Raw genomic sequence first — 23,744 nt, forward strand, 5'->3', positions numbered from 1 at the left:
CCGAGATGGCAGGAGCAACGGGCAGGGGGCGCGGCTGCGCCCGGTCGGGAAGGGCAGGCAGATGGCGGGGATGGACGGCGCGGCGACGCTTGAAGGGATCGACGAGCAGATCGAGGACGGGATCGCTTGGCTTGGTCTTTCGGGCCGGGACGGAAACCGGCTGACCGCATCTCTGTGCGCCGCGCTAGATGACGCGCTTGAACGGGCGGAGGCGGATGCCACTGTGGCCTGCATCGTGCTGCACGGGGCGGATGGCTGCTTTTCCAAGGGCGAGCCGCCGTCCGAGCTGGAGGAGCTCGCCCCGCAGATGCGCGCTATGCCGGGTGCCGCTGAGCTTTGCCTGCGTATCGAGCGTTGCGGCAAGCCGGTGATCGCGGCGCTGCAGGGTGCGGCGCTTGGCACGGGGGCCGAGCTTGCGCTGGCCGCGCATTACCGCGTTGCCTCTCCCGGCACCCGCTTTGGCCTCACCAATCACCTGCTCGGGCTGCCGCCCGCCGCTGGCGCGACGCAGCGCCTTCCGCGGCTGCTCGGTGCCGGACCGGCGCTTGATCTGCTGCTCTGTGGCAAGGCGGTTCTGCTCGACGCGGCGCCGCAGGCGGCGCTGCTCGACCGGCTGGCGCAAGGCCCGCTCGACGAGGAGGTCCGCGCCTTCTGCGCTGAACTGCGCGCCGAGGGGCTGGGTCCGCGCCCGTCCGCCGCAAGGCGCGAGGGGTTTGCCGACCCGGCGGAGTATCAGCGCGCCGTCGCCGCGCGTAGGGCCGAGACCGCCAAAGACCCAAACCCCGCGCGTCGCGAGATCGTCGCCGCTGTGGAAGCGGCTCAGCTTTTGCCTTTCGCCTCCGGTCTTGCCTTCGAAGCGGACGCCTATGAGGACTGCCGCGCCTCCGAAGCGGGGCGCGCGCTGCGGGGCTGCGCCGCTGCCGAGCGCTCGGCTTTCGAGGCTGTGCCGCGCGGCCTAGTGCGCCGCGGACATGTGGCGGTGCTGGGCGACGGGCCGCTTGCGGTGCCCATGGTGCAGGGGCTGCTCGCCGCCGGGGAAGAGGTCGACTGGGGTTGCGATACGCCCGAGGCGCTGCACGCCGGGGTGATCGCGCTGCGCGACCGGTTTGATCCGCAATCCGGCGGTGACGAAGAGACTTCGCCGCTGGAGCGGCTGCGGGTCGGCGCGCCTGCAGAGATGGCCGCTGCGGCGCGGATCGTGCTGCTTGCGGGGCCGGGGCAGCGTGCCGTGCCGATCCCCGAAGATGCCATCCGCGTCATCGCCTATCCCGCGCGGGTGGATGGCATTGGCCTGCGGTTCGCGCCGACGCCGGTCGCGCCCCGGCTGGTCGAGGTCATCGCGGGCCCCGGCGCGCGCGCCGATCGTCTGGCCGAGGTCGAGGCGCTGGCGCTGCGTTTTGGCAAGCTCGCGCTGCGTGTGCAATCCGGTGGCGAGAGCCTCGGCGGACGGCTCTTTGACGTGCTGTGCCGTGCGGCGGATGCGCTGGTCGATCTCGGGCAGAGCCCCGAGGCCATCGACGCGGCCTGCCGGGTCTGGGGCTGGCGGCGCGGTCCTTTCGTGCGGCGCGATCAGATGGGGCTCGACCGGCTCGGCGCGCAGCAGCGCGGGCCGGGCGCGGCAAACTGGGCCAGTGTTCTGGCAGGCGCGGGCCGGCCGGGGCGCAGCGGCGATGCGGGGTTTTACGATTGGGATGCGGCGGGAAAGCCGCATGCCAGCGCGGCGGTAGAGGCGCTTCTGAACGAGAAACGGCCCGCGGCGGATCCCATGCCTGCGGCGCGACTGCGCGCTTTGCTGCTGGCGGCGCTTGCCAATGAAGGCGCGCGTATGCTCGAGACCGGGATGGCGCGCTGCGCCTCGGACATCGACCTCGTGGCGCTGCAGGTGCTGGATATGCCGCGCTGGCGCGGCGGCCCGATGCATGCGGCCTCCGAGCTTGGTGCGGCTGCGCTGCGCAAGGCGCTGGCGGAGATGACGCATCCGGACCGCGAGATCTGGGCGCCGCATCCCGCATGGCAGGCGCTGGCCGCCGCGGGCGGTGATTGGGATGAGGCCGCGGGCGCAGGCGCGCCAGCCGCGGGGCGCTGGCTCAGCCGAGCATAACCCCGATCAGCACCATCACGAGGCCGAAGACCGACAGCAGCAATGCGCCCATGTTGATCGGCACGATCTTGCGCATCACCGCGCGCAGCGCCTCGTCGTCCATCCCGGCGCGTTTCGCGCTCCAGACGCGGAAGATGCACCAGAAAAGGCCAAGAAGCCCCGCGAGAGAGACCGCAGCGCCGGTCCAGATCAGCCATTCCATGCCGCAAATCCCCTGAATGTGATGCGCATTGAGATGCGGCGCCGGGTACTGCATCGCCCCCCGCGCCGCAACCCCTTGATGGGCGCGGGTAGGGGGGGTAGTCAATCGCCCGATACCGGCAGGAGATGATGTGATGCAGGACAATGATTCCGGCGCCTATGGCGTCGCAGCGGGCGAGCTCAAGCAGTTCATCGAGCGTTTCGAACGGCTCGAGATGGAAAAAAAGGAAATCGCCGACCAGCAGAAAGAGGTGATGGCCGAGGCGAAAGGCCGCGGCTATGACACCAAGGTCATGCGCAAGGTCATCGCGCTGCGCAAGCGCGATCAGGACGACATCGCCGAAGAAGAAGCGGTGCTCGAAATGTACAAGGCCGCGCTCGGCATGGCGTAAGCCGCTCTGCCGGGCCCGTCAGGGCTCGGCGCTTCCGCTCTCAAGCCTGCGGAACTGTTTGGTCACCAGATCCTGCGCGACGCCGATATGATAGCCGATCGCGTGGCGGGTGGCGGCCTCGTCGCCGCGGCGCAGGGCGTTCACGATGGGCTCGTGGGTTTCCGCGATCCTATGCGGATCGTCGTACAGCCGCCCGATGACCATGATCGAAAACTCGGTCTCGGCAGCAATCTGTTCAAACACATGTAGGAATTTCGGGTTGCCGCTGCCTGCGCAGAGCAGCCGGTGAAATTCCATGTCCGCCTCGACCTGCGTCAGCATGTCGGCGCCCTGCTGCGCAACCTCGTGCAGCGCGTCGATTTGCGCTGCCAGCCGGTCTATGGTCTCGGAAAGCTCGTGGCGGATGACCCGCATCGCGGCGGCGGTCTCGATGACGATGCGCAGCTCATAAAGGTTGCTCAGCGCCTCGGCGGATGTCTCGCGCACGAAGAATCCGCGATTGGCGTGATAGGTGACCAGACCAGAGTTTTCGAGCAGCCGCGCCGCCTCGCGCACCGGGGCGCGGCTGACGCCCAACTCGCGCGCGACGACGGATTCGGACAGGCGCGCGCCCGGCGCAAGCTGGCCGGTGACGATGGCCTTGGTCAGCAGGGTCGAGACCTGCTGGACCAGTCCTTCGCGGTCGAGCGGCTGAAAGCCGGGTGTTTGTGGAGATTTGGCCATTTTACGCTGCGAGATGCTCTGAGGGTCTGCTGCCCGAATTTTCTCCAGAGTAATTGTCGTTTTGCCGATTGTCGACAATTCACTTGACCGAGATGGGGGCGCTGCCCTTAGTCTGTCTGCAAATGCAGCAGAATGACTCGCCTCTGAGGTGAGCGATCCTAGGGAGCCTCTCATGCCCGATGGCACAACACCCCCCGAGGTGCAGGACCTTCGCCGCGATCTTGCCGCCGCCTACCGGCTGATCGCGCTCGAGGGGATGGACGACGGCATTTACACCCATATCTCGGCGCGGCTGCCCGATGGGCCCGGCGGCGAGAAGCGGTTTTTGCTGAACCCCTTTGGTCTGCGCTTCGACGAGGTGACCGCCGCCAATCTGGTCACGGTGGATGAGACCGGCGCGGTGATCGACGATCCCTATGGCGCTGGGGTCAACGCTGCGGGCTTCACCATTCATTCCGCCGTGCATATGGCGCGCCATGATGCGGTCTGCGTGCTGCACACGCACACCGTGGCGGGCGTTGCGGTCTCGTCGGTCAAGGAAGGGCTGCTCAGCCTCAACCAATGGTCGGCGCAGTTCCACAATCGTATCGCCTATCACGACTATGAGGGCATCGCGCTGGACCTGGCCGAGCGGGAACGCATCGTCGCCGACCTTGGCGAAAAGCAGGTCATGCTGCTGCGCAACCACGGCACGCTGCTGCTGGGCCGTTCGGTGGCCGAGGCGGTCAAACTGGCGCTCAACCTCGAACGCTCTTGCAAGGCGCAGGTTGCCGCGCTCGGCATGGGGCGGACGGCAGATGTGCTGCCCGAGGCCGTGGCAGAGCACACCGCCAGCCAATATCAGCGCGCCTATGACGGCGTCGAAGAGCGCGGCAAACCCGATCCGGAATGGGCCGCGCAACTGCGACGGCTCGACGCTCACGCCCCGGACTACCGGGGCTGAGCCACTGCGCGCCCCGGCAGTAAACGGGGCCTGACTTTCAAAGAAAAGCAGACAATCAAAACCGACAGGGACCATCATGAACAAACTCAGAGCGACCACTTTCCTGATCGCCGCCGCCCTTGCCGCGCCGCTTGCCGCGCAGCAGGAAGGCGGCCGCCTCGACATCGTCGTGCAGCCGGAACCGCCGGGGCTGATGCTCGGCCTCGTGCAGAACGGCCCGACGCAGCTGGTGGCGGGCGACATCTACGAGAGCCTGCTGCGCTACAATTCGGATCTGGAACCGCAGCCGAGCCTTGCCGAAAGCTGGGAAATCTCGGACGACGGTCTGACCTACACATTCAAGCTGCATGACGGCGTCACGTGGCACGACGGCGAGCCCTTCACCGCCGAGGATGTGGTGTTCTCGGCCGATGTCTTCCTGCGCGAGACCCATGCGCGTCTGCGCGCCTCGCTGGCCTATGTGGAGAGCATCACCGCGCCCGACGACACCACCGTGGTGTTCCAGCTGAAAGAGCCCTTTGGCCCGTTCATCAACGCCTTCGAGGTCGGCACCATGCCGATCGTGCCCAAGCACATCTACGAGGGCACCGATTACGCCACCAACGAGATGAACGCGACGCCCATCGGCACCGGCCCGTTCAAGTTCGAGAAATGGGAAAAGGGCAGCTACATCCACCTCGTGAAGAACGAGGACTATTACCTCGAGGGCAAGCCCTACCTCGATGAGGTTTATTACCGCGTGATCCCTGATGCCGCCGCCCGCGCCGTGGCCTTCGAGACCGGCGAAGTGGACGTGCTGCCCGGCGGCTCGGTCGAGAACTGGGACGTGCCGCGCCTGACCGAGATGGAGGGCGTCTGCTCCACCGGCGCTGGCTGGGAATTCTTCGCGCCGCTGGCTTGGATGTGGATGAACAACCGCGAAGGGCCGACCTCTGACGTGCGCTTCCGTCAGGCGGTGATGTACGCCATGGACCGCGAGTTCGTGAAGGACGTGGTGTGGAACGGCTTCGGCAAGGTCGCCACCGGCCCGGTCGCCTCGGCGACCAACTTCTACAGCGACGATGTCACCCAATACACCCACGACCCCGAGAAAGCCGAGGCGCTGCTCGAGGAGATGGGCTATGACGGCGCGCCGGTCCGCATCCTGCCGCTGCCCTATGGCGAGACGTGGCAACGCTGGGCCGAGGCGGTGCGTCAGAACCTGTCCGAGGTCGGCATCAACGCCGAGATCGACAGCACCGACGTGGCGGGCTGGAACGAGAAGACCTCGCAGTGGGACTATGATCTGGCCTTCACCTATCTCTACCAATACGGCGATCCGGCGCTTGGCGTGTCGCGCAACTACACTGCCGACCGGATCAAGAAGGGCAGCCCGTGGAACAACGTCGAGGGCTATGAGAACCCCGAGCTTGACGCCAAATGGGCAGCGGCGGCCACGATGGTCACCCCCGAGGAACGCGCCGCGGCCTACGCCGAGATCCAAAAAGAGATCGTCGACGACGTGCCGGTGGCATGGCTGCAGGAGCTTGAGTTCCCGACCATCTACCGCTGCGACGTCAAGGATCTGGTGACCACCGCGATCGGCATCAACGACGGCACCCGCGACGCCTGGGTCGAAGAGTAATCCTCGCAAAAGGGGCGGGCCCCGGCGGCCCGCCCTCAAACCGCTCCCCGGCAGGATCGCCTGAGGGGGCAGGAACCAACGGGACGACCGCTGTGTCGACGGGGGCCAATGAGCATATTCACAGTCATCCTGTCGCGGGCCTTCAAGGCCTTCGTGACGCTTCTGGCCATCGCGGTCCTGAACTTCTGCCTGCTGCACGCGGCGCCGGGTGATCCGGCGGTGGTGCTGGCGGGCGAGGCCGGGGCCGCCGACGAACAGATGATCGAGCAATTGCGCGAGCGCTTCGGCCTCGACCAGCCGTTCTACGTGCAGCTGGGCAAATACGTCGGCAGCGTGCTGACGCTCGATCTGGGGTATTCCTTCCGCCAAGGCGCGCCCGTGGCCGAGCTGATCGCCGAGCGCCTGCCTGCGACGCTGCTGCTGACGCTGACCGCTTTCGTGATCTCGCTGGTGCTGGGCATCGCCTTCGGCGTTGCCGCCTCGGCCCGCGTGGGCAAAGCCTCCGACAGCCTGCTGACCACGCTGGCGCTGCTGTTCTACGCCACGCCGCTTTACTGGGCGGCGCTGATGGCGGTGCTGGTGTTTTCAGTCTGGCTCGGCTGGCTGCCCGGTTTCGGCTATGAGACCGTTGGCGCGGATTATACCGGCATGGCGCGGGTGATCGACATCGCCAAGCACCTCGTGCTGCCGGCGCTGACGCTGGGCCTCTTCTTTATGGCCGTTTACATGCGCATGACCCGCGCCTCGATGCTCGAGGTGAGCCAGCTCGATTTCGTCAAGACCGCCAAGGCCAAGGGCCTTTCGGGCCCCGCCATCCGCCGCCGCCACATCCTGCGCAACGCGATCCTGCCGGTGGTGACGCTGGCGGGCCTGCAGGCGGGCCAACTGGTGGGCGGCGCGGTGCTGACCGAGACCGTCTTTGCTTGGCCCGGCATCGGGCGGCTGATGTTCGAGAGCCTCGCGGCGCGCGACTACAACACCATCCTCGGCGTCTTCCTCGTGTCGGCGGCCATGGTGATCCTGTTCAACATCGTGACCGACATCGTCTACCGGCTTGTCGATCCGCGCATCGGCGCGCGCGCGTAACGGAGGGCTTTGATCATGTGGAAACGGTTTTCCTCCAATATCGGCGCGATGATCGGCGTGGTGCTTCTGGTGGCGGTGATCGCTATCGCCATCTTCGCCCCGCTGCTGTTCAGCCATGATCCATGGCAGATGGTGCAGCGGCCCTTCCTTGCGCCCTTCACCATGGATGGGCTTCCCCTTGGCACCGACACGCTGGGCCGCGACGTCGCCTCTCAGCTGGCCTATGGCGCGCGGGTGTCGCTGCTGGTGGGCCTTGTGTCGACGCTGGTGGCGCTGCTGATCGGCGTGCCGCTGGGCGCGCTCGCGGGCTTTTATGGCAACTGGGTGGACGAGGGCGCCATGCGCTTCACCGAGTTCTTCCAGACCATCCCCAACTTCGCGCTGGCCATCGTGCTGGTGGCGATCTTCCAGCCCACATTGGCCTCGATCACCATCGCCATCGCCATTGTGTCGTGGCCGCCGGTGGCGCGTCTGGTGCGGGCCGAGGTCATGTCGGTGCGCAAGCGTGAGTTCGTCGACGCCGCGCGGCTGGCGGGCCTGTCGCGCCCGCGTATCCTGATGACGCAGGTTCTGCCCAATACCGTCTCGCCGATCATCGTCATGGCCTCGCTGATGGTCGCCACAGCGATCCTGCTGGAAAGTTCGCTGTCCTTCCTTGGTCTTGGTGATCCCAATGCGATGAGCTGGGGCTATATGATCGGCGCGGCGCGCACGGTGATCCGCAGTGCGTGGTGGCTCAGTTTCTTTCCGGGCATCGCCATCGTCATCACGGTGCTGGCGCTGAACCTCATCGGCGAGGGGCTGAATGACGCCCTCAACCCCCACCTCAGCCGGAAGGGCAAGGCATGAGCGCGCTCTCCATCGAACACCTCAGCATCGGCCTGCCGCAGGGCGCCGACCGGGCCTTCGCGGTCGAGGATATCTCCTTTGCCATCGAGAAGGGCGAGATCCTCTGCGTCGTCGGCGAGAGCGGCTCGGGCAAGTCGATGACCGCCAACGCGCTTATGGGGCTGCTGCCGCCGGGCGTGACGGTGAAGACGGGGCGCGCCATGTTCGAGGCGCGCGACATCCTGCGCCTGCCGGAGCCTGAAAAGCAGGCGCTGCGCGGCGAGCGCATCGCGATGATCTTTCAGGAGCCGATGACAGCGCTCAACCCGTTGATGCGTATTGGCGAGCAGATCGCCGAGGTCTTTGCCGCGCACAACCGCTTCAGCCAGCAGGAACGGCGCGAGAAGGCGCTGAACCTGATCCGCGAGGTCGGCCTGCCGGACCCCGAGAAGATCATTCGTGCCTATCCGTTTCAGCTTTCGGGCGGGCAGCGGCAGCGGGCGATGATCGCCATGGCGCTGGCGCTGGAGCCGAAACTGCTGATCGCCGACGAGCCGACCACGGCGCTTGATGTGACCACGCAGGCGCAGATCCTCAAGTTGATCCTCGATCTGCGCGAGCGGCACGGGATGGCGGTGATGTTCATCACCCACGACTTCGGCGTGGTGGCCGAGATCGCCGATCAGGTGATCGTCATGCGCGAGGGCAAGGTGGTCGAACGTGGCAGCGCCGCCTCGGTTCTCACCGACCCGCAGCACGACTACACCCGCCGCCTGCTTGACGCGATCCCCACCGGCAAGCTGCCGCCCGCCCGCGCCCCGCGCGAGGTTCCGGCGCTCGAGATCAAAGGACTGCGTAAAGTCTATCGCACGGGGGGCGGAATGTTCCGCCCGGTGCGCGAGGTGCGCGCGGTGGATGACGTCTCGCTCACCGTCGGGCGCGGCGAGGTGCTGGGGCTGGTCGGAGAGAGCGGCTCGGGCAAATCGACGCTGGGCCGCACCGCCGTGCGGCTGGTCACGCCGGACGGCGGGCAGGTGCTGGTCGGTGGCACCGATCTGGCGGCCCTGTCGGAGGAAGAGCTTCGCAAGCAGCGCCACAAGGTGCAGATGGTGTTTCAGGATCCCTATGCCTCGCTCAACCCGCGGCAGCGGATCATGGGCGCGCTGACCGACGGGCCAATCACCAAGGGCGTGCCGAAAGCGCAGGCGCAGGCGCGCGCGAAGGAACTGCTCGAGATCGTCGGCCTTGGCGCCGATGCCGCCAGCCGCTTTCCGCATGAGTTCTCGGGCGGCCAGCGCCAGCGTATCGGGATTGCCCGCGCGCTGGCCATGGACCCCGAATTGATCATCGCCGATGAGGCAGTTTCGGCGCTGGACGTCTCTATTCAGGCGCAGGTGCTGGACCTTCTGCGTGATCTGCGCGAGCGTTTCGATCTGTCGATCCTGTTCATCACCCACGATCTGCGGGTGGCGGCGCAACTCTGCGACAGGATCGCCGTGATGCAGAAAGGCAAACTCGTGGAGATCGGAACCGTGCACGACATTTTCCTCAATCCGGCGCAAGCGTACACGCGGCAGCTTCTGGCGGCCGTGCCGGGCGCCGACTGGGCCAGCGAGGGCGCCGCATGAGGGGCGTCATCACCACCAGCGGCGGCGTCGATCTCTGGCCGCACTACAGCGAGATTTTCGCCAAGGACGCGCCCGAGCTGACCGTCATGCGGCGCGAGGATATCACCGATCCGGCGCAGGTGGATTTCGTCTTTACCTTCATCCCGCCCGCCGATGTGTTCGAGGGTATGAGCGGGCTCAAGGCGATCTTCTCGGCAGGGGCGGGCACCGATGCGATCATGGCCTGCCCGTCGCGCCCCGAGAGCGTGCCGGTCTACCGGGTGGAGGACGCCGATCAGGCGCTGCAGATGGCGGGCTTTGCCGCCTTCCACGTGCTCTGGCATCACCGCGACATGGGCCGCTACGTCGCGCAGCAGGCGCAGGGCAAATGGTCGCGCACCGTGACTGGCCTTTCGCCCAGCTACCGCCGTGTCGGCGTGCTGGGCTTTGGCCATATGGGCCGCGCCATCGCCAAAGGGCTGATGGGGCTGGGCTATGCGGTAGCGGGCTATTCGCGCCGCGCGCCCGATCCGGCGGAACCGGGCGTGCAGCATTTCCACGGCGACGGGCTCGATGACTTCCTCGCTCAGACCGACATCCTGATCAACGTGCTGCCGCTGACAAGCACCACACGCGGGATGATCGACGCGGGCTTTTTGCAAAAGCTGCCGCAGGGCGCGGCGCTGGTGCAGATCGGTCGCGGCGGTCAGGTGGTCGAGGACGAGCTGATGGCGGTGCTGGACAGCGGACACCTTTCGGGGGCCTCGCTCGATGTCTTCGAGACCGAGCCGCTGCCGCAGGAGCATCCGCTTTGGGCGCATCCCAAGGTGCTCATCACCCCGCATGTGGCCAGCATCCCCGAGCGGCGCTTCGTCGTGCAGTCGATCCGCGAGCGGCTCTCTTCCCTGTAACCTTCCGAAGGCCCTTCCATGACAGACCCCAACGACCTTTCCGCCCGCAATCTTGCGGCGGCGATCCGCAGTGGCCGGATGCGCGCGCAGGATGTGATCCGCAGCACGCTTGACCGTGTGGCGCGCGAGAACCCGGCGATCAACGCCATCGTGCAGGACTGCGGTGCAGACGCCATGCGCGAGGCCGAGGCGCTGGATGCGCGCATCGCGGCGGGCGAGACGGTGGGGGCGCTCGCGGGTGTGCCGGTGACGGTGAAGGTGATCGCCGATCAGAAGGGCTATGCCACCACCAATGGCACCACGCTGGCCAAGGATCTGATCGCCACCGAGGACGCGGGCTTTCTGCGCAACATGCGGGCGCAGGACGCGATTGTCATCGGGCGCACCAACTGCCCGGCGTTCTCGTATCGCTGGTTCAGTTCGAACAAGCTGCATGGCACCACCAGCAACCCGCACAACCCGGCGCTGACGCCGGGTGGCTCATCCGGCGGGGCCGGGGCGGCGACGGCGGCGGGGCTGGGGCATATCGCCCATGGCACGGATATTGCGGGCTCGATCCGCTACCCGGCCTATGCCTGCGGTGTGCAGGGGCTGCGCCCGACGCCGGGGCGGGTGCCCGCGCAGAACAACACCGGGCCCGACCGCGCCATCGGCCCGCAGTTGATGGCCGTCGCAGGGCCGCTCGCACGGCGGGTGGATGATCTGCGGCTGGGGCTTGAGGCAATGTCCGGCTACGCGCCCGACGACGCGTGGAGCACGCCGATGCCGCTGATCGGGCCGAACCTGCCGCGCCGCGTCGCGCTGGTGAAACGGCCCGGCGGCATCGACACCGATCCGCGCATCATCGCCGATCTCGAACGCGCGGCCGCGATCCTCCGCGCGGCGGGCTGGCAGGTGGATGAGCCGACCGAGGTGCCCGACATCCGCGAGGCGGTGGACGTGCAGATCGACCTTTGGCTGTCGGACGCGCATTCGGACAAGCTGGCGGCGGCGAAGCTCGAGGGCGATCCCGGTGCCATCGCGCTGCTCAGTTTCTACGAGGAACGCGCCAAGGCGATCGACGTGGCCGGGTTCAGCGCGCTGTTCACCCGCCGCTCGCGGCTGATCCGGGCGTGGCGGGCGTTCCTCGTCGATTATCCCATTGTGCTGATGCCGGTCTCGTCGGAACTGCCCTTCGCGCAGGACGAGGACCTGAACGGCCCCGAGGCCATCGCCCGGCTCTGGGAGGCGCAGGTGCCGCAGATCGGCATTCCGGTTCTGGGGCTTCCGGCGGTCTCGATCTGTTCGGGGGTCGAGGCAGGCGTGCCCTGCGGCGTGCAGCTTGTGGCGCCGCCGTGGCGCGAGGATATCTGCCTCGAAGCGGGCGAGGTGCTGGAGGCGGCTTTCGGCCTGCATCCCCCGGCCTGACGGTTCACCATCCGCCATGCAAAAGCGCCGGCCCCGCAAAGGGCCGGCGTTGTCATTTTGCGCGCGGGCCAGCCCCGGGGAGAGCCAGCCCGCGCGGGTCCGGTCACTGTCCGTAGACCAGATCCACCAGCGAGAGAGACACAGCCGGCACATAGGTGACAAGCAGCAGCACGAGCACCAGCACGCCCACGAAGGGCAGGTTGGCGATGGAGGTGCGCCACACGTCGGTGCGCGCGATCGAACAGGAGGTGATCAATACGCTCGCAACCGGCGGCGTCTGCTGGCCAAGGGCGATGTTCAGCGTCAGCAGAATGCCGAACTGGATGGGGTTGATCCCGAGCTCATGCACCAGCGGCATGAAGATCGGCACCGTCAGGATGATCGCCGCCGCGCCATGCAGCACCATGCCCACGAAGAGCAGGAAGAGGTTGATGATCATCAGCACGGCAAACGGGTTTGTGGTGATCTGCGTGATGCCCGCGGCCAGCCGCTGCGGCATCTCGGTCTCGGTCAGGTAGAGGCCCAGCACCGCCGAGGCGGCGACCATCAGCATCACCACCGAGGTTTGCAGCACCCCATCCACCAGCGCCTGATAGAGATGGCGCAGGTCGATCTCGCGGTAGATGAAGACCCCGATGAACAGCGCCGCCACCACTGCCAGCGCCGCGCCCTCGGTCGCCGTCACCACGCCGCCAAAGATGCCGCCGAGGATCACCACCGGCAGGATCAGCGCCCAGGACGCCTCTTTCCCGGTCTCGGCAAGACGGCGTAGCGAGAAGGCCTCGTCGCGCGGCAGATCGTAACGCCGGGCCATGTAGTAGCAGAGCGCCATCAACAGCCCGCCGCCCAGCACGCCGGGCACGATGCCCGCGACGAAGAGCTTGACCACCGAGGTGTCGGACATGGCGCCGTAAAGGATCATCGGGATCGACGGCGGGATGATGATCGCCAGCGAAGCCGAAGACGAGGTGATCGCCGCCGCGAGCCGCGGCTGATAGCCCTTTTCCTTCATCGCCGGGATCAGCACCGACCCGGTCGCGGCCACATCGGCCACGGCGGAGCCGGAGATCTCGGCAAAGAACATCGACACGCCGACGTTGACCATCGCCAGACCGCCGCGCACGAAGCCGATCAGCGCCGAGACGAAGGCGATGAGCCGGGTCGAGATGCCGCCCGTGTTCATCAGCGCGCCTGCGAGGATGAACAGCGGAATGGCGATCAGCGGAAAGCTGGTGGCCCCGTCAAACAGCGACAGCGCGGCGTTGAGAAAGCCAAGTTCGCCGTTGAGCAGGTAGACGCCCAAGAGTGCCGACCCGAGGATCGAGAAGGCGATGGGCATGCCGACGGCGATCAGCACGAACATGAACAGCAGAATGCCGGCTTCGATCATTGCGTGGCCTCCCGGGGCGCGGAATGGGGGGATGGGCGCGGGCCTGTGCCAGTTCGGCCTCGGCGCGGGCGATCTCATGCTCGATCTCGGCGGTGTCCGGATCGACGCCGTCGCGGACCGCTTGCAGACGCTGCGGCAGCGTCAGGAGCCGCCCGACGAACATCAGCGCAAAGCTCACCGGCAGTACGCCCTGCAGCACGGCGCGGGGCACGAAGCGCACGGTGGTCATCACCTCGTCGCCAAAGATCTCGAGGATCGCCCAGCCTGCCCATGTGACGATGGCGCAGATGGTCAGGAACAGCAGCTCGACAATGCCGAAGAGCACGAAACGTCCAAGGCCGGGCAGGCCGAACATCAGCCCGTTGAACCCCATGTGCGAGTTGCGCAGAACCGCCAGCGCGGCCCCGGTGAAGGTGATCCATGCGAGCAGCGCGGCGGCCACTTCGTCGTACCAGATCAGCGACTGGCCGGTGTAGCGGTAAGCGACGCCGAGCAGCACCACGAGGGCCAGCACGACGATCATCGCGATCGTGGCGATCTGCAGGGCGCGATCAAGCCAGCGGATGGAACGGGACAGCACGTTTGCCTCCGTATGAATTTGGGAGAAGGGACGGCGCGGTCAGGGCCGCGCCGCCGGGATGGCTCAGGACCCCGAGCCGTTTGCCAGCGAGAGCGCCGTGTCGATCATCTCTTGCCCGCCATCGACTTCGGCGGCGAACTTTTCGTAGATCGGTTTGGAGGCTTCGACGAAGGCGTCGCGGTCGGTCTTGTTGACCTTGAGGCCACCCTCTTCGAGCTTGCCCACGAGTTCCTCATCCTGCGCCGCGCCGGTCTCGCGCGCCCAGAAGGCGACCTCCTTGGCGGTTTCCTCGATGATCTGCTGCACCTCGGGGTCGAGCTTTTCAAAGGCCTTGATGCCGACCGTCGGATAGGCGGGCGAATAGACGTGGCCCGAGAGCGAGAGATACTCCTGCACCTCGTTGAGCTTGCCGCCGTAGATGTTGGTCATCGGGTTTTCCTGCCCGTCGACCACGCCGGTCTGCAGCGCCACGAACAGCTCCGAGAAGGGCATCGGCGTCGGGTTGGCGCCGTATTCCTTGAACATTGCCACGCGCCAGCTGGAGTTCGGCGTGCGGATCTTCAGCCCCTGAAGATCGGCAGGCGTGGTCACCGGGTGCTTGGAGTTGGTGATCTGCCGAAAGCCGTTCTCCCAGATCGCCAGCGGCTTGTAGCCCTTGGCCTCGGCGGCGGGCAGCAGCACGCTGTCAAACAGCGCCTCGTCGATCTTCGCCAAGTGCGCGCGGTCGGCCACGAGGAAGGGCAGATCGAACAGCGCGTATTCCGGCGCGATCTCTGGCATGGTCGAGCTGGGCAGGGTGATGTGCATCGTGCCAAGCTTGATCTTCTGCAGCATGTCCTTGTCCTTGCCCAGCTGCGAGCTGTCAAAGACCTTCACCACCGCTTTGTCGCCGAGTTTCTCGTTGGCGCGGCGGGCAAATTCCTCGGCGGATTGATCCTGCAGCGAGCCGTCGGCGGCGCTGATCCCAAAGATGATCTCGGTTTGCGCCAGCGCGGGCGCGGCCTGCAGCGTGGCTGCGACGGCTCCGATCAGTGCGATATGCTTGAGTTCCAAGTGTGTCTCCTCCCTGAGTGCTTGGTCCTGTTGGTGGGGGTGGGCTCAGCCGGCCAGAACCTCCGGTTCGGTGAGCGCCGCGATGGCCCCGGCCGCATGCGTGCGGTCCTCCTCCGTGGCCGGCGGCCGGGGCTGCAGCCCGGCCAGCTTCCGGCCGAGAGCGATTGCATTGAAGGTGGCACCGGTGTCGGCGCAGCCCTTGCCCGCGATGTCGAAGGCGGTGCCATGCGCCGGGGTCACGATCGGGAATGGGTAGCCCGCGATCAGCGTCACCCCCCGGTCGAAGCCGATCAGCTTCATCGCGATCTGTCCCTGATCGTGATACATGGTCATCACCGCGTCGAACTCTCCCCCCTTGATGGCCCGCACGAAGACGGTATCCGAGGGCACGGGGCCGGTCACGTTAATCCCTTGGGATTTGGCGATTTCGATGGCCGGGGCGATCACCTCGTCATCCTCATGGCCGAAATTTCCGCCGTCCCCGGCATGGGGGTTGAGCGCCGCGACACCGATGCGCGGGTTCGGAATGCCCGCGGCAGTCATCACGTCGGCGGTGAGTTTCAGGCTGTTGGCCACGCGCTCGGTGGTGATCGTGGCGGCCACCTTGCTCAGCGGGATATGCGAGGTCACCCGGGCGTTCCACACTTCGTCGAGCACGTTGAACTCGCGGCCCGATTGCTCGGCCTCGATCACCGCGTCGACAAAGCCGATCTCGTCCACATAGCTGGAGCGGGCGAGGCGCATGGAATGTTTGTTGAACGGGGTGAAGGCGACCACGCCCGCGATCCCGGCCTTGCCGAGCAGCAGCGCGGTGGCGAAATTCTGCAGCGAGGCGCGGCCCCCGGCGTCCGAGGATTTGCCCGGCGGCACGGTGGCCGGATCGCAATTGTGCAGGTCGAGCAGCAGCGTGCCTTCGGGCAGCGGCTTTGCGAGATCGGCGGTGGAGATCACCGGCAGGTCAACCTTCACTCCGGCGATCTGCGCGCCTTTCGCCAGCAGGCGTGCATCCCCGATGACGATCAGATCGCCAAGGTTCGCCTGCGCATCCGCCACGATCTTCGCAGCCAGTTCAGGCCCGATCCCGGCGGCATCCCCGATCGCCAATGCCACTCGCATATTCGATTCTCCTCCACATGTATTTTGTATATTTTGTGTTCCAATACGGTATCGCGTGGCAAGGAAAATCTTGCTAACCTAGGCGAAACAGTCACTGCGGAGGTGTCATGGACCTGTCTTCAGCTTCGGCCATGCCATTGCAAATCAAGAAGGAATCCCTTCACGATCAGGTCGCGAACCGGATCCGGGACCTGATCATCGAAGGCCATCTCGAGCCGGGAAGCCGGATCGACGAGGTACAACTTCTCGAACAACTGGGGGTGTCACGCACCCCATTTCGCGAGGCGTTGCGCACTTTGGCCGCCGAAGGGCTGATCGTCATCCAGCCCTCGCGCGGGGCAACGGTGCGCAAACTGTCGCCGCAGGATGTGTTCTCGATGCTCGAAGTGCTGGGCCATCTGGAGAAGCTTGCCGGGCAGACCGCCTGCGAACGGGCCAGCGACGAAGAGATCGCCGGAATGCGCGCGCTGCACGAAGAGATGCTGGCGCACTACCGCAAGCGCGATCGGCTGCCGTATTACAAGCTCAATCAGGAGTTTCATTCGCGGCTGGCGGCGCTCTCGGGCAATGAGACGCTGCAGGAAATTCAGCAGAACATTCAGGGGCGGCTCAAACGCATCCGCTTCGTCGGCAACGGCACCGAGACGTTCTGGGCCGATGCGGTGGGCGAGCATGAGGAGATGATCGCCGCCTTGGAAGCGCGCGATGGCGCGCGGCTCGGCGATGTGATGTCGCGCCATCTCACCAACACTTGGGACCGGGTGAAAGAGACGCTCTGAGCCGTCGGGGCGGCTGCGATCCCCAAAACTGCAAAAGGGCCCGGCAGGAGTGCCGGGCCCTTCGTTTGTTGTCCTTAGTTCTTCGGCGGCGGCGGCATGTCGCCACCGGGGCCGCCGGGGCCGCCTTCACCACCCATGGGCGGCGCGGCCATCGTGCTTTTCTCGGCGTCGAAATCGACCGGGATGGTCAGCGTGCCGGTGTAGCCAACGGAAACGCTGCCGCTCATCGCCAGCGTCTGCTGCTCGATCTCGGCATCGGTGTTGTCGCCGAACACGTTGTCGCTGGGGATGGTGATCCGGCCCAGATTGCGCGTGCCGTTGGAATAGCGCGCGTCTTGCTCGTAGATCTTGGCGGCCTCGTCTTCCGGCAGCGCGATCTGCGCGGTCAGCACCGGCTCGGCTCCGCTCACAGCGGCCTCGGGGGACTCGAAGATCTCGAAGTGGATGTGCGGCCAGCGCCCGTCGTAGCAGCCCGGCACGATGGTGGTGAATGTCACCTTGCCCTCGTCATCGGCGACGCCGACGCCGCGCAGATAGTTCGCCTCGGGCGTGTCATAGAGCGAGTAGAGCCCCGTCGTGTCGCAATGCCAGACGTAGATCGCGTGCCCGGCGAGCGGCGTGCAACCGTCGGCATCGACCAAGGTCAGCTCCAGATCCAGTTGCAGACCATCGGCCTCGGCGGTCATCTCGGCAAACGAGGGGCGCAGGTCTTCGCGGATGACGCCTTCTTGGGTCAGCGCGTTGACCACCGATCCATCGCGGCTGTTGCTGCCATCGGCGGGGTAGGGGCCAGCGGTCTCCCACGGCAGTGCCACACATTGTGCCGCCAGCGCAGGCAGGCCGGATGCCGAAGCAAGGCCGACGCCGCCGAGAATGCTGAGGAGTTTGCGGCGGCCGATCATCCGCGGCAGATCGTGAGAGAAGCCGAGGTCGTGGTCATCGTGGTCGTGGCTATGCGTCATTTCTGAAACTTTCGCTTGTTCTTGGTCTTGTCACCTAGAGGTATTCCACGCGCGGGGCGCGGAGTTCCGTCGCAGAAAGTTTTGCGTCTGACGATTTCGTGAGAAGTCACGGTTCAGACGACCGCGCGCCGCTGAGTGGCGCGACAGAGCAGGCGATAGCCGAGCCACCATAAACGCGCCAAATGCGGTTTCCTGCCGCGCCGCCTGCGGGGCGACGCGCCAGCACATGTCTCCTGAAGACGCGCGGTCAGAGGTCTCGCGTGATCCGCAGCGCGTCGTAGATCGCCGCGTGGGTGTTGCGCGCGGCCACGGCATCGCCGATGCGGAACAGGCGGAAGCCGCCGCCGGGATTGCGCTCGACGCTCTGCGCTGTGCCAGTGGAAAGCGCCTCGTAATCGACCTCGCCGAGATTGCGCGACATCGGCTTCAGCGCGAAATAGAGCTCGTCGAGCGGGCGGGTGCCATGGTTGACCACAACCTGATCGACCTGCCGCTCGCGCGTTACATCACCATAGTCCGAGCCCAGAACGGCGCGCAGTTGATTGCCGTCGCGGGCCACCGAGCGCAGCCGCCATGTGACGGTGAAGGTGGTGTCGCGGCTCTGCAGGGCGCGCATGTAGGGCACGAGGTTCATCGCCATGACCTCTGGCGCGAAGGCGCGGTCGGGGGTGACGATCTCGACCCGCGCGCCGGTGGCAGAGATCACATCGGCAGCCTGCAGCCCCGCGTGATCGCCCGCGTCGTCATAGACCAGCACGTTCTGGCCGGGTTTGACGTCGCCCGACAGGATGTCCCATGCCGAGACCACCAGATCGTTGCCGCCGGTCAGCACCTCGGTATGCGGCAGCCCGCCGGTGGCGATGATCACCTCGTCGGGTGCCGTGTTCAGAACGTCAGCTTCATCCGCGAAGGCGTTGAAGCGGAAGGAAACCCCGCGTTTTTCGCATTGCTCGAAACGCCATGCGATGATCGAGGACATCTCGCGCCGCCGCTCCTGCAGCGCGGTGAGGCGGATCTGCCCGCCGGGCTGGTCCGCCGCCTCGAAGACGGTCACCGCGTGGCCGCGCTCGGCGGCGACGCGGGCGGCCTCCATCCCTGCCGGTCCCGCGCCGACGATGGTCACGCGCTTCGGTGTCTCGGCCTTGGCGATGGCGTGGGGCATCTCGATCTCGCGCCCGGTCGAAGGGTTGTGCAGACACAGCGCCATGCCGCCCTGATAGATGCGGTCGAGGCAGTAGTTGGCACCGACGCAGGGGCGGATGTCGTCTTCGCGGCCTTGGGTGAGTTTGCGCACCAGATGCGGGTCGGCCATATGGGCGCGGGTCATGCCGACCATGTCGAGCTTGCCGCTGGCAATGGCGTGGCGCGCGGTGGCGACATCGGGAATTTTGGCGGCATGGAAGGTGGGGAAATTCGTCGCGGCGCGGATCTCTCCGGCAAAGTCGAGATGCGGTGCGCCGGCCATGCCCTGAATGGGGATCAGATCGGTGAGGCCCGGATCGGTGTCGATATGGCCGCGCACCACGTTGAGAAAATCGACAAGCCCCGAATCCTTCAGCTTCTGAGAGATCGCCAAACCCTCCTCGCGGCCAGTGCCGCCGGGCAGGCATTCGTCGCCGGTGTAGCGCACGCCGACGATGAACTCTTCGCCGCAGCGCTTGCGGATGGCGCGCAGCACGTCAAAGCCGAAGCGCAGGCGGTTGTCGAGATCGCCGCCGTAGGGCGCATCGAGATCATTGGTCAGCGGCGACCAGAACTGATCCATCAGGTGGCCGTAGGCTTCAAGCTCAATGCCGTCGAGCCCGGCGGCCTGCATACGCTCTGCGGCCTCGGCGTAATCCTCGATCACCCGCGCGATATCCCAGTCTTCCATCTTCTTGGGGAAGGCGCGATGCGCGGGCTCACGTTCGTATCCGGGCGAGATTACCGGCAGCCAGTCGCCCTTGTCCCAGCGGGTGCGGCGGCCAAGGTGGGTGAGCTGGATCATCACCGCGCAGCCCTCGTCGTGGCATTCCTGCGCCAGCTTGGCCATCCATCCGACGACCTCGTCTTTCCACGCGAGGACGTTGTTGAACACCGGCGGGCTGTCGCGCGAAACCGAGGCCGAGCCCGCGGTCATGGTCAGCGCAACCCCGGCCTTGGCGCGCTCTACATGGTAGGCGCGGTAGCGGTCCTTCGGCATGCCGTCCTCGGGGTAGGCGGGCTCGTGGCTGGTGATCAAGATGCGGTTTTTCAGCGTCAGATGCTTGAGCTGATAGGGCTGCAAAAGCGGATCGTTCGACATGCGTGGTGCCTTCTGCGGATAGGGTGCCTGCGTGCCAGAGTTCCAAAATGTTCATACCTGTCAAGAAATAGTTCACCACTGACCACTGTGAGGCGGGGTAAATCTGGACAGTAGTGCACATTTTGTAGACAAGGGGTGTAGGCAAGGGGGGTACCGACCATCAAGGCGCAGGACATGACCGAGAATTCTTTGACCGACCGCGGCTGGCGCGGATCTCAGGACGTCTGGCTGGACGCGGCCTATGCGGCGCTTGTGGAGAAGGGCGTCGATGCGGTGAAGATTTTGCCGCTGGCCAATGCGCTGCAGCTGTCGCGGACGAGTTTCTACTGGTTCTTCAAGGACCGAAAACAGCTGCTGGGCATGTTGCTCGATCGGTGGGAGGCCAGCACCACCGGCGCGCTGGTGGCGGCCAGCCGCGATTATGCGGCGACCGAGACCGAGGCGATGCTGAATGTCATCAGCACCTTCCTGTCGGATGACCTTTTCGACACCAAGCTCGAGATCGCCGTGCGGGCATGGGCGCAACAGGATCCCCAGGTTCTGGAGCGGCTGCAGCGCGCCGATGCCGAGCGGCTCGCGGCGCTGCGGGAGATGCTGGAGCGCTGGGGGCACGGGGCCGAGGATGCCGACGTGCGGGCGCGGACCATCTATCTCGTGCAGGTCGGCTATATCTCGATGCGGGTGGAAGAGCCGCTGGCGGAACGTCTGGAACGCTTTCCGAGCTACGTGGAAATCTACACCGGAAAGCGCCCGCCGCAGCAGGAGATGGAAAGGTTCATGGCGCGGATTGGCTATCGCGGGGCGGCGTCCCGACCGTCGTGAATGGGGCACCGCGCGCGTTTGGCGCGCGGTGCGTGAGGTGCAGGCTCAGCCCAGAACGCTGGTGATGGCGTCCTTGGTGACCGAGACGATCTTGTCGGCTTCCTCGGTGGTCAGGCAGAGCGGCGGCGCGAAGCCGAGAATGTCGCCCTGCGGCATGGCCCGCGCGATCACGCCGCGTTCGAGCATGGCGGCGACGACTTTGGCGCCCTTGCCCTCGGAGGCATCGAAGAACCTGCGCCCGTCACGCTCGGCCACCAGTTCCACCGCGCAGAGCATGCCCTCGCCGCGCACTTCGCCGACGTTGACGTGTTCGCCCACGGCCTCGCGCATGGTGTTCACCAGATAGGCGCCGGTCTTGGCGGCATTGTCGACCAGCCCCAGCTTGTCGATCAGTTCGAGGTTGGCAATGCCCGCCGCCGCGCCGATCGGGTGGGCCGAATAGGTCCAGCCGTGGCCCAGCACGCCATATTCATCGGTGCCCTGACACAGCACGTCCCACATGCGCTGCCCGACGATCGAGGCCGAAAGCGGGGCGTAAGCCGAAGTGAGGCCCTTGGCCGAGGTGATCAGGTCGGGTTTCACGCCGTGGTGGTCCGAGCCGAACATCGAGCCGAGCCGCCCGAAGCCGGTCACCACCTCGTCGACCACCAGCAGGATGTCGTGCTTGTCGAGCACCTTCTGGATCGCGGGCCAGTAGCCCTCGGGCGGGGGCACAATGCCGCCGGTGCCCAGCACCGGCTCGCCGATGAAGGCGGCGATGGTGTCGGCGCCCTCGCGCTCGATCAGCGCCTCCAGTTCGGCGACGCAATGGGCGGTGAAGTCGGCCTCGGACATGTTCAGGTCGGGGCGGCGGTAATAATAGGGTGCCTCGGTGTGGATCACCTGTGCCAGCGGCAGGTCGAACTTCTTGTGGAAGAGTTCCAGCCCGGTCAGCGAGCCGGTCATCAGCCCCGAGCCATGATAGCCGCGCCAGCGCGAGATGATCTTCTTCTTCTCGGGGCGGCCAAGGATGTTGTTGTAGTACCAGATCAGCTTGATGTTGGTCTCATTGGCGTCCGAGCCGCCGAGGCCGAAGTACACCCGCGCCATATTCTCGGGCGCGCGATCCATGACCATCTTCGACAGGGTGATCGAGGCTTCGGACCCGTGGCCTGCGTAGGCGTGGTAATAGGCCAACTCATGCGCCTGCTTGGCGATGGCCTCGCAGATCTCGGTGCGGCCATAGCCGACGTTGACGCAGTAGAGCCCGGCAAAGCCGTCGAGCAGCTGGTTGCCGTCGCGGTCGGTGATATGCACGCCGCTGCCGCCGGTGACGATGCGCTGCGGGCCTTCGCCGCGCGCGAACTGGCCGAGGTTGGTCGAGGGGTGGAAGAAGCTCTCGCGGTCCCATTTGGCGAGTTGGTCGTTGGTCAGCATGTCATCTCCTTATATGTCCTGTCGGGTTGCCGCAGGGATTGGACGCGCGGGATCAGCCCCAATCGCGGCAGACGTATTTGATGTCGGTGAAGGCCTCGAGGCCCTGACGGGCGCCCTCGCGGCCCAGCCCGGATTGCTTGGTGCCGCCGAAGGGGATCGGCGCGCCGGTGACCTTGGTGCGGTTGACCGCGACCATGCCGAACTGCAGCGCCCGGGTCAGGCGGTAGATGCGGCGCGGGTCTTGGCTGTGGACGTAGGCGACCAGCCCGTATTCGGTGGCGTTGGCGCGGGCGATCACCTCTGCCTCGTCATCAAAGACGGTGAGCGGCGCGACCGGGCCAAAGGTTTCCTCGGACATGATCGCGGCCTCGTCCGGCACGTCGGCCAGCACGGTGGGCTTGTAGAAGAGCTTGCCGAGGTCTTCGTCCACACCGCCGCCGGTGAGCAGCTTTGCGCCCTTGGCGATGGCGTCATCCACATGCGCCTGCTGCTTGTCGATGGCGCGCTCGTGGATCAGCGGCCCGATATCGGGATCATCCATGCCGCGCCCGAGGGTCAGCGCCTCGACCGCCTTGGTGAACTTCGCGCAGAATTCCTCGTAGATGGGCCGCTGGATGTAGAAGCGGTTGGCGCCGAGGCAGTCCTGCCCCGAGGTGGCGAATTTGGCCTTGATCGCCTCGGTCACCGCGCGGTCGATGTCGGCGCTCTTGAAGACGATGAAGGGCGCGTGGCCGCCCAGTTCCATCACCAGCCGCTTCACCGTATCCGCCGACTGGCGGTAGAGCAGGCGGCCCACCTCGGTGGAGCCGGTGAACGAAAGCGCCCGCACCCGTTTGTCCGAGGTCCATTCGCCGACGATCGCGGCGGCATCGCCGACCACGGTGTTGACCACACCTTCAGGGAAACCGGCGCGGCGCGCGAGTTCCGCCAGCGCCAGCGCCGACAGTGGCGTCTCGGCGGAGGGATGGATGACCACGGTGCAACCCGCGGCCAGCGCGGCGGCAGCCTTGCGGGTGATCATCGCCGAGGGGAAATTCCACGGAGTGATCAGCGCCGCCACACCCACCGGCTCGCGCCAAAGCTCCATCTCGGCGTCGGGCAGATGGCTGGTGACGCCTTCGATGTTCGGGCGCAGTGCCTCTTCGGCGTAGAACTGCACGAAGCTGGCGGCGTAATCGATCTCTCCCCGCGCCTCGCTGATCGGCTTGCCCTGCTCGGCGACCATGATGCGCGAGAGATCCTCTTTCGCGTCCATGATCAGCGCGTGCCAGCGGTGCAGGATCGCCGCACGGTCCTGCGGCAGCGTGGTGGCCCAGCCGTCGAAAGCGGTATGGGCGGCGTCCACTGCCTGCCGCGCGCCGCGCGCGTCGCTGATCGCGACCTGCGCCACCAGCGCGCCGGTGGCGGGGTCACGGACCGCGAGGCGGCCTTCGCCGGCAAAATCACCGCTGCCGGGCAGCAGGCCCGGATCGGTAAGTCCGAAAGTCGGTCTGTTCGACAGATCGCTCATGCTTGCGCA

General features: G+C 66.3%; 21 protein-coding genes. 11 read left to right on the forward strand and 10 right to left on the reverse strand.

From position 1 onward, the window contains the following. Positions 1-61: 61 nt before the first annotated feature. On the forward strand, positions 62-2,101 hold the full coding sequence (locus tag ACXAD2_RS24815; protein WP_475176506.1) for an enoyl-CoA hydratase-related protein: 2,040 nt from the start codon (positions 62-64) through the stop codon (positions 2,099-2,101). Here ACXAD2_RS24815 and ACXAD2_RS24820 read toward each other — a convergent pair. After that, the gene (locus ACXAD2_RS24820; protein WP_066110463.1) at positions 2,088-2,303 is read right to left on the reverse strand and encodes a hypothetical protein; all 216 of its coding nucleotides are present in this window, start codon (positions 2,301-2,303) and stop codon (positions 2,088-2,090) included. The two genes, ACXAD2_RS24815 and ACXAD2_RS24820, sit on opposite strands and share 14 nt — an antisense overlap. A gap of 133 nt (positions 2,304-2,436) precedes the next feature. Here ACXAD2_RS24820 and ACXAD2_RS24825 point away from each other — a divergent pair, with 133 nt between their 5' ends. Then, the gene (locus ACXAD2_RS24825) at positions 2,437-2,694 is read left to right on the forward strand and encodes a DUF2312 domain-containing protein (protein ID WP_066109573.1); all 258 of its coding nucleotides are present in this window, start codon (positions 2,437-2,439) and stop codon (positions 2,692-2,694) included. An 18-nt stretch (positions 2,695-2,712) separates the two neighbouring features. On the opposite strand, the gene ACXAD2_RS24830 is transcribed toward ACXAD2_RS24825, so the two are convergent. After that, positions 2,713-3,417 carry a GntR family transcriptional regulator gene (locus ACXAD2_RS24830; RefSeq protein ID WP_475176509.1) on the reverse strand — a complete coding sequence of 235 codons (705 nt, stop codon included), beginning with the start codon at positions 3,415-3,417 and terminating at the stop codon, positions 2,713-2,715. A 172-nt stretch (positions 3,418-3,589) separates the two neighbouring features. Here ACXAD2_RS24830 and ACXAD2_RS24835 point away from each other — a divergent pair, with 172 nt between their 5' ends. The 7 genes from ACXAD2_RS24835 to ACXAD2_RS24865 all read left to right on the forward strand — a co-directional run bounded on the left by ACXAD2_RS24835 (position 3,590) and on the right by ACXAD2_RS24865 (position 11,823). Further along, entirely contained in the window at positions 3,590-4,360 is a 771-nt protein-coding gene (locus ACXAD2_RS24835; RefSeq protein WP_475176510.1) for a class II aldolase/adducin family protein, read from the forward strand. A 76-nt stretch (positions 4,361-4,436) separates the two neighbouring features. Continuing rightward, entirely contained in the window at positions 4,437-5,984 is a 1,548-nt protein-coding gene (locus tag ACXAD2_RS24840) for an ABC transporter substrate-binding protein (RefSeq protein ID WP_475176512.1), read from the forward strand. A 108-nt stretch (positions 5,985-6,092) separates the two neighbouring features. Beyond that, positions 6,093-7,070, forward strand: a complete 978-nt coding sequence (locus ACXAD2_RS24845) for an ABC transporter permease (RefSeq protein ID WP_066109588.1) — start codon at positions 6,093-6,095, stop codon at positions 7,068-7,070. A 15-nt stretch (positions 7,071-7,085) separates the two neighbouring features. After that, the gene (locus ACXAD2_RS24850) at positions 7,086-7,919 is read left to right on the forward strand and encodes an ABC transporter permease (protein WP_083191368.1); all 834 of its coding nucleotides are present in this window, start codon (positions 7,086-7,088) and stop codon (positions 7,917-7,919) included. After that, complete coding sequence (locus tag ACXAD2_RS24855; RefSeq protein ID WP_475176521.1) at positions 7,916-9,526, forward strand: ABC transporter ATP-binding protein; 1,611 nt, start codon at positions 7,916-7,918, stop codon at positions 9,524-9,526. The genes ACXAD2_RS24850 and ACXAD2_RS24855 overlap by 4 nt, the downstream gene beginning before the upstream one ends. Then, positions 9,523-10,416 (forward strand): 2-hydroxyacid dehydrogenase, encoded by an 894-nt coding sequence (locus ACXAD2_RS24860; RefSeq protein WP_475176526.1) that lies wholly within the window; start codon positions 9,523-9,525, stop codon positions 10,414-10,416. Before ACXAD2_RS24855 ends, ACXAD2_RS24860 begins: the two co-directional genes overlap by 4 nt. 18 nt (positions 10,417-10,434) lie before the next feature. Further along, the gene (locus ACXAD2_RS24865) at positions 10,435-11,823 is read left to right on the forward strand and encodes an amidase family protein (protein WP_475176531.1); all 1,389 of its coding nucleotides are present in this window, start codon (positions 10,435-10,437) and stop codon (positions 11,821-11,823) included. A gap of 103 nt (positions 11,824-11,926) precedes the next feature. Here the strand turns inward: ACXAD2_RS24865 and ACXAD2_RS24870 are convergent, their stop codons facing one another. From ACXAD2_RS24870 to ACXAD2_RS24885, 4 genes are all read right to left on the reverse strand, one after another. Then, positions 11,927-13,162: a TRAP transporter large permease gene (locus ACXAD2_RS24870; RefSeq protein WP_475178401.1), complete on the reverse strand. Its 1,236-nt coding sequence runs from the start codon at positions 13,160-13,162 to the stop codon at positions 11,927-11,929. Then, entirely contained in the window at positions 13,065-13,793 is a 729-nt protein-coding gene (locus tag ACXAD2_RS24875; protein ID WP_475176536.1) for a TRAP transporter small permease, read from the reverse strand. Before ACXAD2_RS24875 ends, ACXAD2_RS24870 begins: the two co-directional genes overlap by 98 nt. Positions 13,794-13,856: 63 nt before the next feature. Continuing rightward, the gene (locus tag ACXAD2_RS24880; RefSeq protein ID WP_475176538.1) at positions 13,857-14,846 is read right to left on the reverse strand and encodes a TRAP transporter substrate-binding protein; all 990 of its coding nucleotides are present in this window, start codon (positions 14,844-14,846) and stop codon (positions 13,857-13,859) included. Positions 14,847-14,891: 45 nt separating this feature from the next. Continuing rightward, positions 14,892-15,962, reverse strand: coding sequence for a 4-hydroxythreonine-4-phosphate dehydrogenase PdxA (locus tag ACXAD2_RS24885; RefSeq protein WP_224904904.1), 1,071 nt, complete (start codon positions 15,960-15,962; stop codon positions 14,892-14,894). A gap of 107 nt (positions 15,963-16,069) precedes the next feature. On the opposite strand from ACXAD2_RS24885, the gene ACXAD2_RS24890 reads away from it, so the two are divergent. Next, a complete protein-coding gene (locus ACXAD2_RS24890) occupies positions 16,070-16,741 on the forward strand; it encodes a GntR family transcriptional regulator (protein ID WP_475176545.1) in 672 nt (223 codons plus the stop codon). A 74-nt stretch (positions 16,742-16,815) separates the two neighbouring features. Here the strand turns inward: ACXAD2_RS24890 and ACXAD2_RS24895 are convergent, their stop codons facing one another. Both ACXAD2_RS24895 and hpbA read right to left on the reverse strand, forming a co-directional pair. After that, positions 16,816-17,703, reverse strand: a complete 888-nt coding sequence (locus ACXAD2_RS24895; protein WP_475176547.1) for a dioxygenase family protein — start codon at positions 17,701-17,703, stop codon at positions 16,816-16,818. Positions 17,704-17,950: 247 nt separating this feature from the next. Continuing rightward, a complete protein-coding gene (hpbA, locus tag ACXAD2_RS24900; protein WP_475176550.1) occupies positions 17,951-19,987 on the reverse strand; it encodes an N-methyl-L-proline N-demethylase HpbA in 2,037 nt (678 codons plus the stop codon). Between the two features lie 174 nt (positions 19,988-20,161). On the opposite strand from hpbA, the gene ACXAD2_RS24905 reads away from it, so the two are divergent. After that, positions 20,162-20,809 (forward strand): TetR/AcrR family transcriptional regulator, encoded by a 648-nt coding sequence (locus ACXAD2_RS24905; RefSeq protein WP_475176555.1) that lies wholly within the window; start codon positions 20,162-20,164, stop codon positions 20,807-20,809. A 45-nt stretch (positions 20,810-20,854) separates the two neighbouring features. Here the strand turns inward: ACXAD2_RS24905 and ACXAD2_RS24910 are convergent, their stop codons facing one another. Both ACXAD2_RS24910 and ACXAD2_RS24915 read right to left on the reverse strand, forming a co-directional pair. Then, on the reverse strand, positions 20,855-22,225 hold the full coding sequence (locus ACXAD2_RS24910; protein WP_475176560.1) for an aminotransferase: 1,371 nt from the start codon (positions 22,223-22,225) through the stop codon (positions 20,855-20,857). Positions 22,226-22,277: 52 nt separating this feature from the next. Continuing rightward, positions 22,278-23,735, reverse strand: a complete 1,458-nt coding sequence (locus ACXAD2_RS24915; RefSeq protein ID WP_475176564.1) for an NAD-dependent succinate-semialdehyde dehydrogenase — start codon at positions 23,733-23,735, stop codon at positions 22,278-22,280. Between the last annotated feature and the right edge of the window lie 9 nt (positions 23,736-23,744).

The organism is Salipiger sp. ABN3_019, from assembly GCF_056158605.1.

Bases quoted from the DNA above. Each gene is read 5' to 3' on its own strand.
- ACXAD2_RS24825 (WP_066109573.1), top strand. From the start codon at position 2,437: ATGCAGGACAATGATTCCGGCGCCTATGGCGTCGCAGCGGGCGAGCTC.
- ACXAD2_RS24905 (WP_475176555.1), top strand. From the start codon at position 20,162: ATGACCGAGAATTCTTTGACCGACCGCGGCTGGCGCGGATCTCAGGAC.
- ACXAD2_RS24885 (WP_224904904.1), bottom strand. From the start codon at position 15,962: ATGCGAGTGGCATTGGCGATCGGGGATGCCGCCGGGATCGGGCCTGAA.
- ACXAD2_RS24815 (WP_475176506.1), top strand. From the start codon at position 62: ATGGCGGGGATGGACGGCGCGGCGACGCTTGAAGGGATCGACGAGCAG.
- ACXAD2_RS24840 (WP_475176512.1), top strand. From the start codon at position 4,437: ATGAACAAACTCAGAGCGACCACTTTCCTGATCGCCGCCGCCCTTGCC.
- ACXAD2_RS24910 (WP_475176560.1), bottom strand. From the start codon at position 22,225: ATGCTGACCAACGACCAACTCGCCAAATGGGACCGCGAGAGCTTCTTC.
- ACXAD2_RS24855 (WP_475176521.1), top strand. From the start codon at position 7,916: ATGAGCGCGCTCTCCATCGAACACCTCAGCATCGGCCTGCCGCAGGGC.
- ACXAD2_RS24845 (WP_066109588.1), top strand. From the start codon at position 6,093: ATGAGCATATTCACAGTCATCCTGTCGCGGGCCTTCAAGGCCTTCGTG.
- ACXAD2_RS24860 (WP_475176526.1), top strand. From the start codon at position 9,523: ATGAGGGGCGTCATCACCACCAGCGGCGGCGTCGATCTCTGGCCGCAC.
- hpbA (WP_475176550.1), bottom strand. From the start codon at position 19,987: ATGTCGAACGATCCGCTTTTGCAGCCCTATCAGCTCAAGCATCTGACG.
- ACXAD2_RS24820 (WP_066110463.1), bottom strand. From the start codon at position 2,303: ATGGAATGGCTGATCTGGACCGGCGCTGCGGTCTCTCTCGCGGGGCTT.
- ACXAD2_RS24890 (WP_475176545.1), top strand. From the start codon at position 16,070: ATGGACCTGTCTTCAGCTTCGGCCATGCCATTGCAAATCAAGAAGGAA.
- ACXAD2_RS24835 (WP_475176510.1), top strand. From the start codon at position 3,590: ATGCCCGATGGCACAACACCCCCCGAGGTGCAGGACCTTCGCCGCGAT.
- ACXAD2_RS24895 (WP_475176547.1), bottom strand. From the start codon at position 17,703: ATGACGCATAGCCACGACCACGATGACCACGACCTCGGCTTCTCTCAC.
- ACXAD2_RS24865 (WP_475176531.1), top strand. From the start codon at position 10,435: ATGACAGACCCCAACGACCTTTCCGCCCGCAATCTTGCGGCGGCGATC.
- ACXAD2_RS24850 (WP_083191368.1), top strand. From the start codon at position 7,086: ATGTGGAAACGGTTTTCCTCCAATATCGGCGCGATGATCGGCGTGGTG.
- ACXAD2_RS24830 (WP_475176509.1), bottom strand. From the start codon at position 3,417: ATGGCCAAATCTCCACAAACACCCGGCTTTCAGCCGCTCGACCGCGAA.
- ACXAD2_RS24870 (WP_475178401.1), bottom strand. From the start codon at position 13,162: ATGCCCATCGCCTTCTCGATCCTCGGGTCGGCACTCTTGGGCGTCTAC.
- ACXAD2_RS24915 (WP_475176564.1), bottom strand. From the start codon at position 23,735: ATGAGCGATCTGTCGAACAGACCGACTTTCGGACTTACCGATCCGGGC.